This window comes from Bartonella sp. CL70QHWL (assembly GCF_042194855.1).
GTDB lineage: Bacteria > Pseudomonadota > Alphaproteobacteria > Rhizobiales > Rhizobiaceae > Bartonella.
In genome coordinates this window covers 287117-306105 of sequence record NZ_JBHINJ010000001.1, presented here as the reverse complement: position 1 = coordinate 306105, position 18989 = coordinate 287117, and the positions used below count along the sequence as shown (strand labels likewise).

The 18989-nt window shown below is 39.5% G+C and carries 12 protein-coding genes; 4 read left to right on the top strand and 8 right to left on the bottom strand.

The window, feature by feature from the left end; translation table 11 throughout:
* The first annotated feature begins 259 nt into the window (after window positions 1-259).
* Together purH and ACFIJZ_RS01105 are read left to right on the top strand one after the other, a co-directional pair.
* Window positions 260-1879: a bifunctional phosphoribosylaminoimidazolecarboxamide formyltransferase/IMP cyclohydrolase gene (gene purH / locus ACFIJZ_RS01110; RefSeq protein ID WP_375630702.1), complete on the top strand. Its 1620-nt coding sequence runs from the start codon at window positions 260-262 to the stop codon at window positions 1877-1879.
* Window positions 1880-2218: 339 nt separating this feature from the next.
* Window positions 2219-2371, top strand: a complete 153-nt coding sequence (locus tag ACFIJZ_RS01105; protein ID WP_273790070.1) for a DUF1127 domain-containing protein — start codon at window positions 2219-2221, stop codon at window positions 2369-2371.
* A 914-nt stretch (window positions 2372-3285) separates the two neighbouring features.
* Here ACFIJZ_RS01105 and ACFIJZ_RS01100 read toward each other — a convergent pair.
* The 3 genes from ACFIJZ_RS01100 to htpX all read right to left on the bottom strand — a co-directional run bounded on the left by ACFIJZ_RS01100 (window position 3286) and on the right by htpX (window position 7554).
* A complete protein-coding gene (locus tag ACFIJZ_RS01100; RefSeq protein WP_375630700.1) occupies window positions 3286-5031 on the bottom strand; it encodes a heparinase II/III family protein in 1746 nt (581 codons plus the stop codon).
* A 64-nt stretch (window positions 5032-5095) separates the two neighbouring features.
* Window positions 5096-6460: an RsmB/NOP family class I SAM-dependent RNA methyltransferase gene (locus ACFIJZ_RS01095; protein WP_375630698.1), complete on the bottom strand. Its 1365-nt coding sequence runs from the start codon at window positions 6458-6460 to the stop codon at window positions 5096-5098.
* 47 nt (window positions 6461-6507) lie between these two features.
* The gene (htpX, locus tag ACFIJZ_RS01090) at window positions 6508-7554 is read right to left on the bottom strand and encodes a zinc metalloprotease HtpX (protein ID WP_375630696.1); all 1047 of its coding nucleotides are present in this window, start codon (window positions 7552-7554) and stop codon (window positions 6508-6510) included.
* Window positions 7555-7637: 83 nt separating this feature from the next.
* On the opposite strand from htpX, the gene ACFIJZ_RS01085 reads away from it, so the two are divergent.
* On the top strand, window positions 7638-7853 hold the full coding sequence (locus ACFIJZ_RS01085; protein ID WP_273790074.1) for a DUF1674 domain-containing protein: 216 nt from the start codon (window positions 7638-7640) through the stop codon (window positions 7851-7853).
* Window positions 7854-7988: 135 nt separating this feature from the next.
* On the opposite strand, the gene rpsP is transcribed toward ACFIJZ_RS01085, so the two are convergent.
* The 4 genes from rpsP to ACFIJZ_RS01065 form a co-directional block, all read right to left on the bottom strand.
* Window positions 7989-8363, bottom strand: a complete 375-nt coding sequence (gene rpsP, locus ACFIJZ_RS01080) for a 30S ribosomal protein S16 (RefSeq protein WP_273787601.1) — start codon at window positions 8361-8363, stop codon at window positions 7989-7991.
* Window positions 8364-8379: 16 nt separating this feature from the next.
* A complete protein-coding gene (locus tag ACFIJZ_RS01075; RefSeq protein ID WP_273790075.1) occupies window positions 8380-8709 on the bottom strand; it encodes a chorismate mutase in 330 nt (109 codons plus the stop codon).
* Between the two features lie 24 nt (window positions 8710-8733).
* Window positions 8734-10302, bottom strand: a complete 1569-nt coding sequence (gene ffh, locus ACFIJZ_RS01070) for a signal recognition particle protein (RefSeq protein ID WP_375630739.1) — start codon at window positions 10300-10302, stop codon at window positions 8734-8736.
* Between the two features lie 230 nt (window positions 10303-10532).
* A complete protein-coding gene (locus ACFIJZ_RS01065) occupies window positions 10533-11189 on the bottom strand; it encodes a carbonic anhydrase (protein WP_273790076.1) in 657 nt (218 codons plus the stop codon).
* A 275-nt stretch (window positions 11190-11464) separates the two neighbouring features.
* Here ACFIJZ_RS01065 and ACFIJZ_RS01060 point away from each other — a divergent pair, with 275 nt between their 5' ends.
* Window positions 11465-16174 carry an NAD-glutamate dehydrogenase gene (locus tag ACFIJZ_RS01060; protein ID WP_375630694.1) on the top strand — a complete coding sequence of 1570 codons (4710 nt, stop codon included), beginning with the start codon at window positions 11465-11467 and terminating at the stop codon, window positions 16172-16174.
* A 1308-nt stretch (window positions 16175-17482) separates the two neighbouring features.
* On the opposite strand, the gene ACFIJZ_RS01055 is transcribed toward ACFIJZ_RS01060, so the two are convergent.
* A complete protein-coding gene (locus tag ACFIJZ_RS01055) occupies window positions 17483-18469 on the bottom strand; it encodes a DUF2125 domain-containing protein (RefSeq protein WP_375630692.1) in 987 nt (328 codons plus the stop codon).
* Window positions 18470-18989: the final 520 nt, after the last annotated feature.

The following is an 18989-nucleotide window of genomic DNA, read 5'->3' as shown; positions in this document are numbered from 1 at the left end:
TTTTTTGTTTCACAACTGCTATGAAGATGAGATGTTGAGTTATAAGCAACAAAAAAAACATTTAATTTCTCAACGCGACTTTTATACCTATCACCACACCTCAAATGAGAGGTTTTTACAGGATAATAGAAAAAGGTGAGCATCCTATATTCTAAAAAGACAGTTTATCCTTTCAGTGTATTTTGCTAAAGGCTTATGCTATAAACGTATAAGCGTGTTTTACTAGAATTTTAACTCTTTCATTTTTAAGGCTTCTGTTATGGGTGTTGTTGCCAAAAATTTTCCCATACCTGATCTTCATCGGGTTCGTCGTGTTCTCTTTTCTGTGTCTGATAAAACGGGTGTGGTTGCTTTTGCACAAGCCCTTCATGCTACTTACAATGTTGAATTAATTTCAACAGGAGGAACAGCAAAAACCCTCATAGCAGCTGGTTTACCCGTAAAAGATGTTGCTGAAGTTACCGGATTTCCTGAAATAATGGATGGGCGTGTAAAAACACTCCATCCTTTGATTCATGGTGCTTTGTTAGGGGTAAGAGAAGATCCTAGCCATAGGGAAGCTATGGAAAAGAACAGCATTCATGGAATTGATCTTTTGGTGGTGAATCTTTACCCTTTTGAAGAGACGATCCTATCGGGAGCCGATGGGCAAACGATTCTTGAAAATATTGATATCGGTGGACCGGCGATGATTCGCGCCGCGGCAAAAAATTATGCTTATACCGGTGTTGTAACAGCGATAAAAGATTATGATTCGATTCTAGCTGAATTAAAGCAGCATAATGGATGTTTAAGCTTATCTATGCGTCATCAGCTAGCAATGCGCGCTTATGCACACACCGCTGCTTATGATACGGCAATAGCATCGTGGTTTGCACGGGATTTAAAAATTGAAATTCCATCATGGCAGAGTTTTTCCGGTCATCTTGAAAGTGTTATGCGCTATGGGGAAAATCCACATCAACAGGCAGCATTTTATCGCAATAATGAAAAACGTTTTGGTATTGCAACAGCAAAACTTTTACAAGGCAAAGCGCTTTCTTATAACAATCTGAATGATACAGATGCAGCCTTTGAGCTTGTGGCAGAATTTGATCCGCAAAAAACCGCTGCTGTCGCTCTTATTAAACATGCCAATCCTTGTGGTGTTGCGGAAGGAGAAAATTTGAAAGAAGCTTATTTGAAAGCTCTTATGTGTGATAATGTATCGGCATTTGGTGGAATTGTTGCTTTAAATCAAACCCTTGATGAGGAATGTGCTGAAGAAATTGTTAAAATTTTCACAGAAGTGATTATTGCTCCTGATGCCACAATGGCGGCACGTGAAATTATTGCCCAGAAAAAAAATCTTCGTTTGCTCATTACAGGTGGAGTTCCTGATCCACGCTGTGGAGGACTTCTTGCGAAAACACTTGCAGGAGGCATTTTAGTGCAATCACGTGATAACGTGGTGGTGGATGATCTTAAATTGCAAGTAGTGACAAAGCGGGCACCAACTCAAGATGAAATGCGTGATCTTCAATTTGCTTTTCGTGTAGCAAAACACGTTAAATCAAATGCTATTGTGTACGCGAAAAATAGCGCAACAGTTGGAATTGGAGCCGGACAAATGAGCCGCATCGATTCAGCAAAAATTGCTGCAAGTAAAGCCGCAGAAAGTGCGCAAAGAGCAGGCTTAACAGAAACCCTTACAAAAGGATCTGTTGTTGCATCAGATGCATTTTTTCCTTTTGCAGATGGTTTATTAGCAGCAGCTGAAGCAGGGGCAACAGCAATTATTCAACCAGGAGGCTCCATGCGTGATGAAGAAGTTATCGCCGCTGCTGATGCACAGGGTTTAGCAATGGTTTTTACAGGAACACGACACTTCCGCCATTAATAATTTTGCTGATTCCCTCTTCGTATGAGACAAATGTTTCAAGGAATTTTTCATAATCATCGTATAACTATTGAAATGGAAGCAGTTATTCAATCCAAAGAATCTACACGTGAAGAAGTTTATCACCGAAGAAAATGCACATAATTTAGCCATTGTTTAGGGAAAGAATATTGTTCTTGTTGATATTTTTAATGGTTGCCCTTTCACATGAGGAAAATGTTAAAGGGATGTTATCTTGTATGTAGATGCATACCTGTTATGATATTATAACACAACTCTTTTTAGTAATATGCTCTATCCTTAAACTAAAGAGTGTAATGAAAAGTTTGAGTAGAGGATATGAATATTCTACGTTTTTATAGTAATTGGCGCCGTTATCGTCGAACCGTTAATGCGTTAAGTCGTCTTTCAACATATGAACTCAGCGATCTTGGAATTTGTCGAGGTGATATTGATTCAATTGCACGACGTTATTCGCGTAAATCTTTATGAAAGTTGTTTGAGATATTTGAGAGAATGCTTTGCTCTGAAAAAGCGTGCATTTTGTGATTTGTTATTACGCCTTCATTTTTAAGAGCAGAAGAGTTGTTTTTCTCAGCCATTGCTGTGTATTGTTTCTCAAATTTTCAGTGTTTCTGTGATATACAACATTTGATTTATAATGATAATTTAGCGTTATTCATATTGAATTAGAACTCCGAATACCGTGAGATTCTTCCATTTCAAATCTATGTATGTTGAATCAACCAAAACCATTCGCCTGCACGTTACAAGCGGGGAGAGCTGTATGGATAAAAACTATTAAGAAAAGGCTAAAAATGCCTCTTATGAACCATCTCTAGTGCCAAGAGTTGTTACAAACATTGGGCACTGATAAATAGTGTGATAGTGCCGAACTGCTCCTTCATAAGCATAAAGATGGGGGGTGCTTAATGGATTTACCGTTATACCCATCACGGGCATCGTCGCAAAATAGGCTTGGAAGCATTAAGGAATTTTTCTTTAAAATGAGTCCGTGAATATACAATACAATAGCGCTCTGTTTTTCGTGAGGAGTGTAGCCCTATTAATGCAACTCTCTCAGAGATAAATATTGATCCCAACAGCACACTTAAAAACTTATCGAAGATACGCAACGGCTTAATTTTCTCTCCATATCTTTAAAGGATCAAAATCTTTAACTAGTACTCATCTGTCAACAATGGTCTTTCAAAAAACTTTTTTTCTGGAGCCAATCCCTTTTAGCATCACCTCATGAGATTCTATGAGCAAACCTTGCCTAAAAACATCCAACCCATACTCTAACAAAACTCTTCATGTATAAAATTGATATGATCTTCAAATTTTGAGAATATTACCACAATAAACGATAATGTTTTGCGACACGCAAGATAAAACGCAATATACTATGGGTTGGAATAATGTTCTAATTTTTTATCAAACGCTTTACGGATAAAACGCCAACGAACTTTTTCCTGAAATGCTGGACGAAAATATAAAACAATCTGTTGTGTCCGTTGTGGACCTGTTAATTCTGCAAAATCAATCGAATCTTCAAGACAAATATCTGCGTCAGGCGATATAAAATACCATACTTGTTCGCTCTTCACGTTCTCATTCTTTACGGCTAAACACACACGTTCGCCATCATAGTTAACTTCAACTTGTGGATGAAGATGAAACCGAACAGCAACATGATTTTTTTCATTTTGCACACTCTTGTGTCTCTTTCCCCCTTTATTGGGCATAAAAAAGCGATCAAAACCCTCAATCATATCTCCATTTGTCGCCAAAATAAGACCACGCTCATGAATAAGATTAAAGGGTCGCATATAACCATTATGACTCGCAATAAAACCCGTCTTCTCTGAATCCTCTATACGGCACACTTGAACATCTGTTGGTCCATCAAACAAAAATGGCGCGCCATTTTTCTTTTTATGATAAAAAGCACCCACTGAACAATCATTAAGCGTAGCTGTTGAATGTGCTGCAGTAACACGCCCTAAATGTCGATAATCTTCCCTCCCATCAGGATTAACACCGGTATTGATAATAAAACGGTGCCCTTGTGAAGACATTTCAAAAGACAAACACCCCGAACAAGCCTGCTGTGCTACAGAGCGGGGTGGAAACTTTCCTGTATCTGCAAGCACTGTTGTTTGATTGGCTTTTAAGCGCTGAAATCCTGAATAACGGGCATAACTAAAAGGATGGCCTCCTGTTTCATCAAGCTCCAAAAGTGATGATAACCGTTCCGATACAAGGGGACCAACCCCATTAAAATGGGCCAACGTTTGATCCTCATGGATAAAGAATCGTAAAGCTGGCAACATACGCTCAACAGAATCAATCAAAATACGGGGTGCTGTTTCATTGCTACGCATAAAAAGATGCCGTAACGACAATAAATCCGATAACAAATTCAGCAAAATAACAGGACTACGGGAAATATGCCCACCATCAACTAGGATTTGACGGGAAAGCTCCTCTATAAGTGTGGTTTGTACCTTTTTTTTCACTGCCGCAGAAACAGGCAAAGCAAGAGATGCGAATGTCAAAGCCACTGCTGCTTGTAAACGTTGATCATTGTGCTCCATACTACAAATTGTTACGCGCAAATAACGAAATTGCAAACCAAGTGCACGTAAAAAGCGTTTTTCAAACCGTTCACTTGCCCCTTCTAACAACATTTTCGAATGACAAATCCATGAAATCAAGCGCCGCGCCACAACAGGATCACTCCAAGCAAGCCCTTTTACCTTCTTACCAGCATGGTCAAACCAGTCTTCTAAAAGAGAGCGTGCATGTGCAGAAGCTAAATCACTTCCTGCTGCCTCCATATGGCGCAACCAATGAAAATCATGTAGAGCCGCTTCCCATTCTAGCGTTGGTGGAACCAATGAAAACGGAGAAACAGCACCAGAATGAACAATGTGACCAGCAAAAGCAAAACGACCATGATAAAATTCATGCGCCATCATCGGATCAGCTACATGCAAATCCATGGGATGCGCTAAAATTTTATGAGGACGAAACCCTGAAAACCGCCAACGAAACAATGGTCCAACCCATAAACGCCGCATAACATTCTGTATCGTATCGATACAGGCTGCCACTTTTACCTGAGGAGCTTTTACCGCAACCGCCAAAATTTTATCTCCATTTATGCTGAATCAAATACAATTTCGACCATTTTTGTAAATGAAGCGTTAATTAAGCAATTTTTCGTAAGCGCGCAGCAAAAAAACCATCCATTCCTAAAAATACGGTTTTCTCAGCATCAAAATTTTTATGACAAAAATCCGCAGGCGTTGTCCGTAACATCCCCCCACAAAGCAAATGTTCCAGTGCTCCCATTTCCTCTGGATAAATAGGGTCTAAAACAATGTCATTGCGTGTCGATAAAATTTTTTCAATAAGATCTTCACCTTCTTCTCTTGCCAATGAACAATTGGAAAAAACAATCCGTCCCCCCTCCTTTACCAAAGAAATTGCTGCGACAAGCAAATCATATTGCAACGCCACTAACTTGACGATATCTTCCCTCGATTTCGTCCATAAAATATCCGGATGACGACGGATTGTTCCTGTAGAAGAACAAGGAGCATCAAGAAGAACTGCATCAAAAAGCTGTGTGGGATAGAAATTTCTCACATCGCCCTGCCAAATGTGAACTGAAAAATGAAGCCGTTCCATATTTTCTTTTAAACGCTTTACGCGGTTAGCAGAAAGCTCAATTGCTGTCACCTCTGCCCCTTGCAAAGCCAATTGTGCTGTTTTTCCCCCAGGGCTCGCACAAAGATCAGCAACGCGTTTACCCTCAATACTCCCAAGTAAACAAGCAGGCAAAGCTGCTGCAAAATCTTGGACCCACCAAGACCCTTCACGATAGCCTGGTAAATCAGAAACAGAACACTCCAGACGCTTCAATCGAACAGAACCATTGGGCAATACCACACCGCCAAGCCTTTCAGCCCATCCACCACTATCAGATTTCACTGTCAAATCGAAAGGAGGTTCCACACTTTGAATTGCGATAATCTGATGTGCCTTTTCTGTTCCATAAGCTGATATTAAAAGCTGTCCAAACCACGCTGGCACACCTTCAATGGTAGGAACTTGTTGACGTAAAGGCTCTGCCTCACGTGCAACATTGCGCAAAAGAGCATTCACCACCCCTGAAAAACGGCGCATTCGAGGATCAAGTTTCGCCACACGCACAGCTAAATCAATAGCCGCATGATCGGGAATATCAAGATAAAGAATTTGTGCAACACTGATATGCAAAAGATGCTGAAGTGAAAGTGCTTGTGAAGGCAAAGGACGCGCCAAAAAGCGTGAGAGAGCCGCCATAATCTGCCTTCGATGACGCAATGAAGCTGTTAAAATAGCCCGACATAACAAACGATCTCGTTGTGAAAGCTTCAAATATTGTGGATGTCCGTGTTCATTATCCGTCAAACCAGACAGAGGCGTGTACTTATCAACTACCGCCCCCAAAAGACGCACACACACCTGTCGAACAGCTAATCCTGGAACATTTTTTTCAGACACATGCCCCGCTTTTTTGTGTTTCAAACCACCACCTTTATATTATTGCTTCCTTAAAAACTCCCTCAATAACTCTATGAACGAGATCTTTTTGAATTTTCATAACGAAGCCAAGAAGGACGTTTTGTAACACGCTGAAAAGAACTATTTTCTTTCTCACCTAATGCATGAGCCTGACCACTATGAAAATCTCCATAGTTCATCCCGCTGCTTTTTTCATGTATAGCGTCTTCTTTATTCCATCCCACACTTTTGGCAAGAGCCCCTTTCATCTCTTCTGCTTGCTGATAAAGAGCAGCAATACGATTTGCAGTTGCTGGATGTGTCGAAAAAAGACTATCCGCTCCCTCACCGCTCAAAGGATTAATAATAAACAGATGCGCGGTTGCTGGATTATGCTCTGCTTCTTCATTATATACCCCACGTCCCCCATCAGCAATCTTACGCAATGCCGAAGCCAACCATAAAGGATTACCACATATTTCAGCCCCTCTCCGATCCGCAGCATATTCCCGTGTACGGCTAATCGCCATTTGCACCAGCATCGCTGCAAAAGGCGCCACGAGCAATGCAATAAATCCTCCAATTGCCCCAGCGCCATGAGAATCTTCTGAAGAGTTACGCTGTCCTCCCATAAAGAAAGCAAAATTACCAAGCATTGAAATTGCCCCTGCAATCGTTGCGGTCAGAGTCATTGTTAACGTATCACGATGCTCAATATGTGCGAGCTCATGCGCCATAACGCCGGCAATTTCCTCAGCGCTTAACCGCTCTAACAACCCAGTACTTGCAGCAACAGCTGCATTTTGCGGATTACGTCCCGTTGCAAAAGCATTTGGCTGTGCATTCTCAATAACATAAACCTTTGGTTGAGGAAGAGAAGCCTTTTGTGCTAAATCGCTTACAATCTTATAATAAACTGGTGCTGAATGCTGATCAACTTCACGCGCCCCGTACATGCGTAAAACGATTTTATCTGAATTCCAATAAGAAAAAAAGTTTAAACCACTTGCCATCAAAAGAGCAATGACCATGCCACCGCCCCCTCCAACAAGATAACCAACTCCCATAAAGAGAGCAGTTAAAAAAGCCAAAAGCATAGCTGTACGCATTATATTCATTACTCAAAAAACTCCATGATAAAAGTCAATCAATACTATATGATGGTGTTTTCTTTCTGCTTCTTCAATGGAATAGGTGTAAAATGAATAAAAAAGATGAGAAAACAAGCAAAAAAAATGCAACTGTCGTTAAACAGCAATCTCTTTCTCCCGCAGCACAACGCGCCCTTAAAGAAGCTGAAGAAAGACGAAAACGCGCAGCAAAAAAAGAACAACCTTTAGAAAACGGCGGACGCGGCGGCAAAGACCCTTCCCGCTATGGAGACTGGGAAATTAAAGGCCGCGCCATTGATTTTTAAAACCATTGATTTAAAAAAAACGGCGCAATTTAAACAAGCAGCTTTTTAATGAAAATCCGTTTTTGATAGACAAAAACGGATAATATTTATTTTTCTAAAGCTTTTAAAAACACATTGATTAAACAATCATGCTTCTTATGCTGAAGCAGATTCTGCTTCAGCCGCTGCCGCTGCTTCTTCTGCTGCTTGCTTTGCTGCTGCTATACGTTCTTGTGCTTTTTTACCCGGTTCACCTTTATGTGGATTATTACGAGTTGGACGCTTTTTCAAGCCAGCTGCATCTAAAAACCGTAAAACGCGATCTGTTGGTTGAGCCCCTTGCCCAAGCCAATATTGGATACGTTCTTCATTAAGTTTCACCCTCGGTCCATCTTTAGGCAACATTGGATCCCATGCACCAACACGTTCAAGAAACCGCCCATCGCGCGGACTACGAACATCTGCAACGACGATATGATAGTAAGGACGTTTTTTTGAACCTCCACGGGACAAACGAATTTTCAATGCCATATTTTATCTCCTATTGTCAGCTCTGGCTTTCGTTTAAATTGACTTTTTTTGTTTTTTGCTCTTCAGCAATAACTTCATGATGACTCACAACTTCTTTAATAATAAATTTTAAAAATCTTTCAGCAAAATCAGGATCAAGATCACTATCCATAGCCAATTGCCGCAAACGCGCTACCTGATATTGCTCACGCAGAGGATCTACTTTAGGCAAATCATAACGGGCTTTTAAGCGCCCAACAGCTTTCGTACAACGAAACCGCTCTGCTAAGATATGAATCAAAGTTGCATCAAAATTATCAATGGATGCTCGTAAATGTGCCAATTCGTTTAATACTGTTTCCTGCATTATATTCCTTTCCCTCTTTACATCTTATTTTTTCTTAGGATGCTGAGGAAAATTTCCCCCATCGACAATGCCATTGGAAAGACCAGGAAAAGTAGGTCCACGCTTGGGAAGTCCGGGCAAGAGCTTCCCTCCATTACCATTTTCAATTTGCTTTTGAAGCGTTGAGAATTGCTTTGGATCCAATCCCGACAAATCCGGCATAGCTGGAGAATCCCCTCCCAAGTTTCCCATACCACCAAAACCCATTTTGGAACCAAGGCCTCCCAACATCTTTCCCATAAAACCACTTTTTCCTTTACCACCCATGGCTTTCATCATATCAGCCATTTGGCGATAAATCTTCAAAAGTTTATTAATATCAGCCGCCGTCGTACCAGACCCCTTAGCAATTCGTTGTTTGCGGCTATGTTTTAAAAGCTCTGGATTCGACCGCTCTTTGGGTGTCATAGATGAAATAATGGCCAATTGACGATCAAACAAACGATCATCAAACCCCGCAGCCGCAATCTGCTCTTTGACTTTCCCCATTCCTGGCAACATGCCCATAATACCGCCCATTCCACCCAGTTTTTTCATTTTCTGCAACTGTTCTGCAAGATCATTCAGATCAAATTTTCCGGCTTGCATTTTTTTTGCAAAAGCAGCAGCTTTCTCATGATCCATTGTTTCAGCAGCTTTTTCAACCAAAGAAACAATATCCCCCATTCCGAGAATACGATCAGCAATACGACTGGGATGAAATTCTTCTAAAGCATCTATTTTTTCACCAGTTCCAATTGCTTTAATTGGTTTACCTGTAACAGCACGCATAGAAAGAGCAGCGCCACCACGCCCATCACTATCCATCCGTGTTAAAATAATCCCCGTAATCCCTACACGCTCATCAAAAGAACGAGCAAGATGAACGGCATCTTGCCCCGTCAAACTATCAGCCACCAACATAATCTCATGAGGAAGGGAACATGCTTTAATTTCAGCCAATTCGAGCATCAAAGCTTCATCAATATGATTACGTCCTGCTGTGTCAAGAAGAAGCACGTCATAACCACCTAATTTAGCAGCCTGCACGGCACGTGATGCAATATCAACGGGCAGCTGACCCGCAATAATAGGCAAGCTTGCAAGTTTTGCCTGCTCTCCCAATTGGCGCAATTGCTCCTGTGCAGCGGGACGGCGTGTATCTAATGACGCCATGAGAACTTTTTTATTGTGCTTATCAGTAAAACGTTTTGCAAGCTTTGCTGTTGTAGTTGTTTTTCCGGAACCTTGCAAACCAGTCATCATGATAACAACTGGAGCTGGTGCATTTAAATCACTCAGAACGCTTTCATTTCCAAGAATATGAACCAATTCATCATGAACAATTTTAACCACCATTTGGCCTGGTTTAATTGATTTAACGATTTCGGCCCCAACAGCTTTTTCCCGAACTCTATCGGTAAAAGAGCGCACAACATCAAGAGCAACATCAGCTTCCAATAAAGCGCGACGAATTTCACGCAGCGCCTCTACAACATCCTGATCCGATAAAGCGCCACGTCCCGTCAAATGAGACAGGATAGAACCAAGTCGCTCTTGCAAGGATTCAAACATCATTTACCTCATTGTTGCATAACAAACAAACCACAATAGCATCCGAGAACGCATCGCGCCGTCGGATGTTGACCTCTGAGATCTCTTTATACCCTTAAACTGGGGTCTCAGTCGGTGGCTCCAAGTTAATTTTGTCACTGAAAGCTTGCTCCTTCAAACAATAAAACCCCAGCTTTGTCAAGTTTTATCATAAAATATCTTTTTATACGAAGAAATAAAAACAACAAATACTATACTTCAAAACTTTCAACTTCAACACGCATAAAACAACCTGTTTCCTGTTCCATGCTCCATAATTTTCCGCTAGAGATATCAAACCAAACCCCATGCAATGTCAAAAAACCTTGATCTTTGCGAAGCTTAATCCACGGAAACGTCTCTAAATTTCTCAACGAATGGCGAATAGAAAGCTGCTCTAATGCCGTCTGTTTTTCTGGCCAAGACAGCGACTTATTATTCAAAACGATTTCTGCTGCTGGTGCTAAGAGACTTATCCATTGACCGATAAAATCATTTGATAATAAAGATTTATATGTCTCATTAAGAGCAGTACGAATGCCTCCACAATGGGCATGACCAAAAACGACAATATGTCTCACCTCAAGCAATTGCACAGCATATTCAAGAGCTGCTGATGTTGCGTGATATTGGTCATCAGGAGAAAAAGGAGGAACCACATTCGCCACGTTGCGCAGGGTGAAAATTTCCCCTGGCTTAGCATCAAAAATCATTTCTGGTACTGCACGCGAATCACAACAAGCAATGACCAAAACTTCAGGTTTCTGCCCCTCAATCGCCAATTGCTGATAATCTGCTATTTTATATAAAAAATGATTGTTTATAAAGTTTTGGTAACCACTTAAAAGTCTTTCTGGTAAACGCGCCATTCTCTCTTTACTTTTGCTTCTTTTTTTACTTTCATTTTGTATATTTTAAAAAACAAACTATTAACATACAAAAATACTAAAAGTGCCCTTTCCTTGAAGCAAAATATTTCTTTAAAGTGCAAAATATTACTAAAAAATAGCAAAAACAAACTCATTCTTTCCAAATAAAGAGCTATTTTCTTTAGAAAGAAGGTGTTACAGTATATAAAAAATATAATGGTCTGCTTTTAAAAAGAGAAGAAAAGACTCCTTAAGAGCAAAAAGGGAGAGTGAATGTGTTGCAACAAAAAAAAACAGAGACAAAAAACACCCAAGATAAAATAGAACAAATCCTTTTTGCCCAAACCGATAAAGAAGATATTGCTTATTACGAAAATGAAGAACTTCAAAAAGCCACAGCCATCGCGGTAAAAGCTTTTAATCTTCATCAGACGGGAAAAAATACCATCTGCTTTGAGCAAAATTTAACCCGTAGTAACAGACCTATAACCGTTATCACGCTTGTCAATGATAACAAACCCTTTCTTCTTGATTCTATTTTAAATGTTTTTAATCAACACAAAAACCATATCTATTTGATTGCACACCCCATTATTGATTGTGCTTCTGGAAAACGCATCAGTCTGATGCAAATTCACATCGAGTCATTAAACAAACAGCAAATACAAAAACTTGAAAATGAACTCACCTTAGTTCTTGAACAGGTTAATGCTGCTGTACAAGACTGGAAACCTATGCTTGAAGAAGTTGAAAAGCAGATTCATGCCTACCAAATAAGTCTTCCCCCACACTACAAACAAGAAGGCGAAAAAGCTATTGAATTTCTTCACTGGCTAATGGACGATAATTTCATTTTCCTTGGTATGCGCACTTACAACTTCATCAAAGACCAAAAACCCCTAAAATCCTTTACAGCCAGTAATATTGAACTTGGTATACTCACGGATGCTTCTATTCATATTGTTGACGATAAAAGCATGAAAGAACCTCCTCAAGAAGTTTTATCCTTCATGGAAAGCGATAATCTGTTTATCGTGACAAAAGCGAACAGCCGCTCCAAAATTCACCGTTCTGTTTGGCTCGATTATATTGGTCTTAAAATCTTTGATAAAGAAAACCAACTCTGTGGAGAATTACGCATTGTAGGGCTTTTTACCTCCTCAGCTTATACACGTTCTATTTTGCAAATTCCTTTCTTAAAAGAAAAAGCCCGAACTATTATTCAACGACTTGGACACAATCACGCCGATTATTCAGGAAAAGCACTCATCAGTGCTTTAGAAACCTATCCAAGAGATGAAATGTTTCGCTCTGATGTTGATACATTGACAGAAAACACTAAGCTTATTCTACAATTAGATGAGCGCCCACGTTTACGGGTTCTTGCCCACACTGATTCTTTTGGACGCTTTGTTTCTATCCTTGTCTACGTACCGCGTGACCAATATAGCAGCAGCTTGCGTGAAAAAGTTGGCGAACATTTTGTTGAGCTTTATAAAGGTGACTTTTTTGAATCTTATCCGCTATTTTTGGAAAGCACCCTTATACGTGTCTATTATATCATCCATCGCAAAGGAAACGAAACTGTTCCCCTTCATGAGCGCTCCACACTTGAACAACATGTACGTTCGATTGCACGAAGTTGGGAAGACAGGGTTCAAGCCATCGCTCTTACCCAGAAAATAACAGAGCAACAAACACGTCTAGCCAGTGAATTCCCCAACAGCTATCGTGATTTATTTTCAGCTGAAGACGCTATTAACGATGCCGGACATATTCTAAGTCTTCATGATGAAAAGCCCCTTTTCGTGATCTTTTATCACGCACAAAACAAAGAAAAACAGTACATTTCTCTTCGGCTTTTTCACCGCCATGAAGCTCTTGCCCTTTCCAAACGTGTACCACTCCTTGAAAATATGGGGTTTCGCGTTATTGCTGAACAAACCCTTGAATTACCAGATGGCAATGGGCGCTCTGTGTATCTTCATGATATGCAGCTGGAAAGTACTTTCCAGCGCTGTATCGATTTTGAAAAAGACGGGCAAAAACACGCCGAAACCTTTGAAGCCATTTGGGCACAAAATGCTGATAATGACGGCTTTAATGCTCTCACACAAACAGCTGAGCTTGATTGGCATGAAATTGTTATTTTGCGCCATTATGGGCGCTATCTCCAACAAGCTGGAATTCCTTATTCGCAAGATCGCGTTGCCCAAACTTTAAATGCTTATCCTGACATTACCCAAGATCTTTATGCTTTATTTCATTTAAAATTTCATCAAAGCCATACAGAAAAAGAACGGGAAAAAAACCAACAAGTTATTCAAAAGCGCATTGAAGAAAAATTACGGAAAGTCTCTGGTTTAGATGATGACCTGATCTTACGCCGTTATTGTAACCTTATCGAGGCGAGTTTACGAACGAATGCCTTTACGCCTCTTCCTGATGGAAATCCACGGCGTATTTTAGCCACCAAATTAAATCCACGCCAGATTGAAGGTTTGCCTGAACCGCGCCCTTACCGAGAAATTTTTGTTTATGGACCAGAAGTTGAAGGGGTCCATTTGCGTTTTGGACCTATCGCTCGTGGCGGCATTCGTTGGTCTGACCGTGCATTAGATTATCGCACCGAAGTGCTTAGCTTAGTCAAAGCCCAACAAGTTAAAAATGCAGTTATCGTTCCTGCAGGTGCAAAAGGTGGATTCTATCCCCATCGGCTTCCCCAAACAAATGACCGTGCTGTCATCATAGAAGCAGCACGACAAGCTTATACAGACTTTATCACAGCTTTGCTCTCCATCACAGACAATCTGATTAACGGCAAAATAAGTTCTCCCCACAATGTCATCTGTCATGATGACCCTGACCCCTATTTTGTTGTCGCGGCAGACAAAGGAACAGCAACTTTTTCTGATACAGCCAACGCCATCAGCCAAGCAAATCACTTTTGGCTCGATGATGCTTTTGCCTCTGGAGGCTCAGCAGGTTACGACCACAAAGACATTGGTATTACAGCTAAAGGTGCATGGGAAGCCGTCAAAAGACATTTTAGAGAATCATTTAATCACGATATTCAAACAACGCCCTTCACCTGTGTCGGTGTTGGCGATATGTCTGGTGATGTCTTTGGCAATGGAATGCTGCTTTCCAAACAAACAAAATTGATTGCCGCTTTTGATCACCGCGATATTTTTATTGATCCAGATCCGAACATAGACGAAAGCTATGCAGAGCGTACGCGTCTCTTCAAACTGCCTCGCTCAAGCTGGCAGGATTACGACCAAAGCAAATTATCAAAGGGCGGTGGTATCTTCTCACGAAAAGAAAAAACCATTACTCTCTCACCTGAAGCATCACAAGCCATTGGTTTCGAAAAACAAACAGGAACACCCTTTGAAATTATCTCTGCTCTTCTCAAAGCCCCTGTTGATCTTTTATGGTTCGGTGGCATTGGTACTTATATCCGTGCTGCAACAGAAAACGATGCCCAAGTAGGTGATCGTGCAAATGATGCAATACGCATTACCGGAGAACAAGTGCGTGCAAAAATTATTGGCGAAGGGGCTAATCTTGGTGTTACACAACGTGGACGAATTGAATATGTCTCAAATGGTGGTCGATGCAATACGGATGCCATTGACAATTCTGCTGGTGTTAATTGTTCTGATATTGAGGTCAATCTCAAAATTGTTCTTGCATCAGCACTACGTGCCAAAACGTTAACCCGCGAAGATCGCAATAAGCTCTTGAAAAAAATGACGCCTCAAGTCGAGCAACTCGTCTTGCGCAACAATTATCTACAACCTCTTGCGCTTTCTTTGGCGGAAAACCAGAGCACTGCTGATTTGCCCTATCAAATACGCTTTATGCACGACTTGGAACAAAAAAAGCTTCTAGATCGCAGAGTTGAAATACTCCCTGATGAGCAAATTTTACGACAAAGAACAACCCAAGGCAAAGGTCTTCTCCGTCCAGAACTCGCCGTTATTTTTGCCTATGCTAAATTGACCTTAAAAGAAGAAATTGCTAATAGCCCCATTGTTGATGATCACTATTTCAATACAACCTTGCTGAACTATTTTCCAACCCAAATTCAAGAAAATTTTAAGAAGGAAGTTATTAACCATCAATTGCGTCGTAATATTATCGCAACGCTGATTGCCAACGATATTGTAAATCGTGGAGGCCCCACTTTTGTTAATAGACTACACGATGCAACAGAACAAAAGACTGAAAATATTATTCGCGTTTTCATTGCTATCCGCGATGGTTTCGAAATTCCTCAATTATCTGAGCAAATTGATAAGCTTGATAATAAAATACCCGGTCTTGTCCAAAATAAATTCTACGCAGCAATGACCCCAATGCTCTTTGAAACAACCAATTGGGGTTTGCACAACATAGATCTCTCACGTCCATTAGAAGAAATTGTAAAAACAATAAAGCAAGCCCGTAGCGTTATTGAAAAAGAGCTTATGCATTCTCACGGCAACGATATTAAGCAAAAGATTGAAGAAAAAGCATTACACTACAGCGAAGAGGGAGCACCAAAAGCATTAGCGAAACAATTAGCCCTCTTGGAAGCTGCTTCAACAATATGTGATATTTCTTTAATTGCAAAAAAAAGCAACAGTGATCTTATTAAAACCGCAGAGATCTACTTTTCACTTGCGCAAATCATTCGTATAAACCGCATTAACGAAGCAAGTCGTATAATCCCTGTAGTAGATTATTATGATAGTATGGCTTTAAGCCAAGCCAAAGAAAATGTTTCTGAAAGCTTTCGGCAAATCGTTATGAAAATCCTCAAAAATTATGGAAAGAAAAAAGATCCTTTTGACACTTGGAAAAAAACAGAAGAAGATCATATTCACAACATTACAAACCGCATTAGCGCCCTTATTGAAAATGATCTCAATATTTCTCGTTTTACTTTTGCAGCAGGATTGATTTCTCAACTTCAAAATATTGGCTTTCAAACCTAAAGCAAATACAAAACGACCCACTCAATCTCCCGTTCTATCCCACCACCACGACAAACCAACTAAGACAGAGCAGAAGTTTGCATTTTAGACATAACACCAACAATAAAAATCTCGCTATTTATCACAATAGAATTGTTTGCAACAATTTCAAAAAAACAGTAGGATTGATTTCTCACCCTAAAAACATAAACTTTCAGACTTAAAAGCAGTACAAAACAGCTAAGCTTTTGCTCCGTTCTATCCCCCCATGACTAATCAGCAAGGGAAGAACGAAAGCCCTATCCTGCATTTTTAGACAGAGCACTCAAAATAAAAAATAAATTCAGATTTTACTGTCAAATATCCTTCATCATAAAAATATAATATATTGATTTACAATCATAATTTTATCATTTTTATGATAACTGATAATCCGATATTCTAAATTTGTCTCATTTAAAATCTGTTTATATTCAATCAATTAACCCCATTTCCCCTTGCATATTGCAAATGGGAAAGCCGAATAGATAAAAACAGTAAAGAAAAGACTAAAAATGCCCCTCATAAACCGCCTCAAATGCCAAAATCCGCAGTAACATTGGGAGTTAGCAAATATAATATGATGGTGTTGCCCCAGCTTATTACTCCATAACCGAAAAGATGGTAGCCCTTAATGGCTCTATCGTTATACCATTCATAGGCGACATCGTAAAATAAGAAGTACTGAGAAATATTTTTTTAACAAATGCGTAAATATGCAATACAAATATATTCTGTTTTACGTGGAAGACATATAGCTTCATTAAAAAACATCAGAAAAAAAAGGATAAGCTTAATCTATCATTTAAAATGATATAACTGTAACTGCTTTTGAAATGCGTAAAATCGAATAAAAAATGACAGTAAAGATGGATGTTGATTTTCCCTTTACAACTTCATATTCTCCTCCAACTAGGCTATTTACTTATTTTAAGAGATTACTCCCAAACAGATATATGCAATATACTCATTCCATATATAAAGAAAAAGGTTCCTAACAAGCACCACACCACCTGTATAAAAAGGCAATTCAGCATACTTTAAAATGCCACTTTTTCCATACAAACACTGTTACTATATGTAGTTTGATATAAGATTTTGTACTAAGTGAAAAGAGGTTGGACGAATTAGGAGTAGGTGGTAATTTTTTATTTTTATAGCTATTTTTTTTACCATTAAATACGCATTTTGTTAAAATAGATTTTGACACTCTAAAATTGCAAAAAAGTATGAAAATCAGAAAAAATCGAAATTTTGTGGTAAAAATTAAAAAAGGCTTTGGTACAACACCTAAAGCGGAGCAAGACGACCAAGTTTTAAAAAGCCTAATTTTACCCACCCATTGTTAATGAGCAAGGAAAGAACGGGAGCGCCGTCCGCATTTTTAGGCAAAGCACCTAAAATAAAAAATAACGCTTGAAGATTATTGGTTTGCGCGGGAAATAAGCGCTGCAGAGTGTCAAGAAGCTTCATAGACTGAATAAGGACAAGTTCAAATTTTGCTGTCAAATATCCTTCATCATCAAAAGAAAAAGGTCCACTAATACGCACTGCACCACCTGTATGAAAAGTCAATTCACCTTGCTTTAAAAGTCCACTTTTTCCATACAATCGCTGTTGCCAATTTTTTTCTTCATGTTCAAACAGAAGAGAGGCATCATTTAAAATCCATCTCAAATTGCCATCAATTTTAGGAATATCAACAAAAGAAGATTTTAAAAAGGGAGAAGCATCAAAACCGTCAAAAGTTATATGTCCCGATAAATCATTCTTTTCATGTTTAAGATCAAGTCGAAAAAATTCTGCCGTTATTTTTGGGGAAGCTTCTTTTGGCTCTAACGGCTGAATAATCACGTTATGCGTATTTTGCAAAGATGCCTGATCTTCAATATTTTCTTGTGTCGTTTTTTTATCTGTCGTTTGTGCTCTTAATGCTTCTTGAAGCTTTTGATCTTCAGGGGAAGAGGAAAAAGGTGAAATCTCAAGCCCTTCAGCTATAAACTTCAATGTCTTACCCGTTTTCCAATAAGGTTCTGTTTCAATCATCAAATTGCGCCAACTGGATACTATGGAAGTTTTTCCAGAAAAAACAATTAATGCAGGGGAATGAACATTAAACTCGACCAAATGAGGTGCATAAATTGGTGCACCAGCTATCAAACGCCCCGTCGATAAAGAAACCCCATGTAAAGGCCAAGAAAATTGAAACTTGTCACAAACAACACCGACACGTAAAGGATAACCATCCTTGTGCACATTCTCACATACCGCCACCATATTATGGGAAGATATTTTTGTGAATATATCAGAAACATAGTCTTCTATTTTACGTGAAAAAAAAACCAGAGCGCGCTATAAATAAATACCAAAGCAAGACAAAAGAGCCCACAAATTAAATAACTCAAAGAAAAACTTTTTTGTGATGATGGTATTTGAAAGGATTTAGACAATATTCAAACTTTCTTTATCTCTTAACTTCCTCCCCACCCTAAAAAGGATAAAGATTCCCAACCACGGTCAGTTTATACACAATCCAACTTCTTAATCGACCGGATTTTATCTACTGGTCACTTCAAGAAGTCCCTATACATCGTTCTAAAGTACAGTATCTCATAAGCTCAACAAACAAGATTTTCTTAAAAAACCCTTTACACCCTTTAACAAAAAACACCTCATGTGTAAAGTTTTACATAGATTTTCTACCTCTGCCTTAAACCATACTGTTTTACAGCACAAAAAAATGATAATGAATAGTGTTTCTTAACGATAAAACCATTGAGCACCCCCATCTTTACGC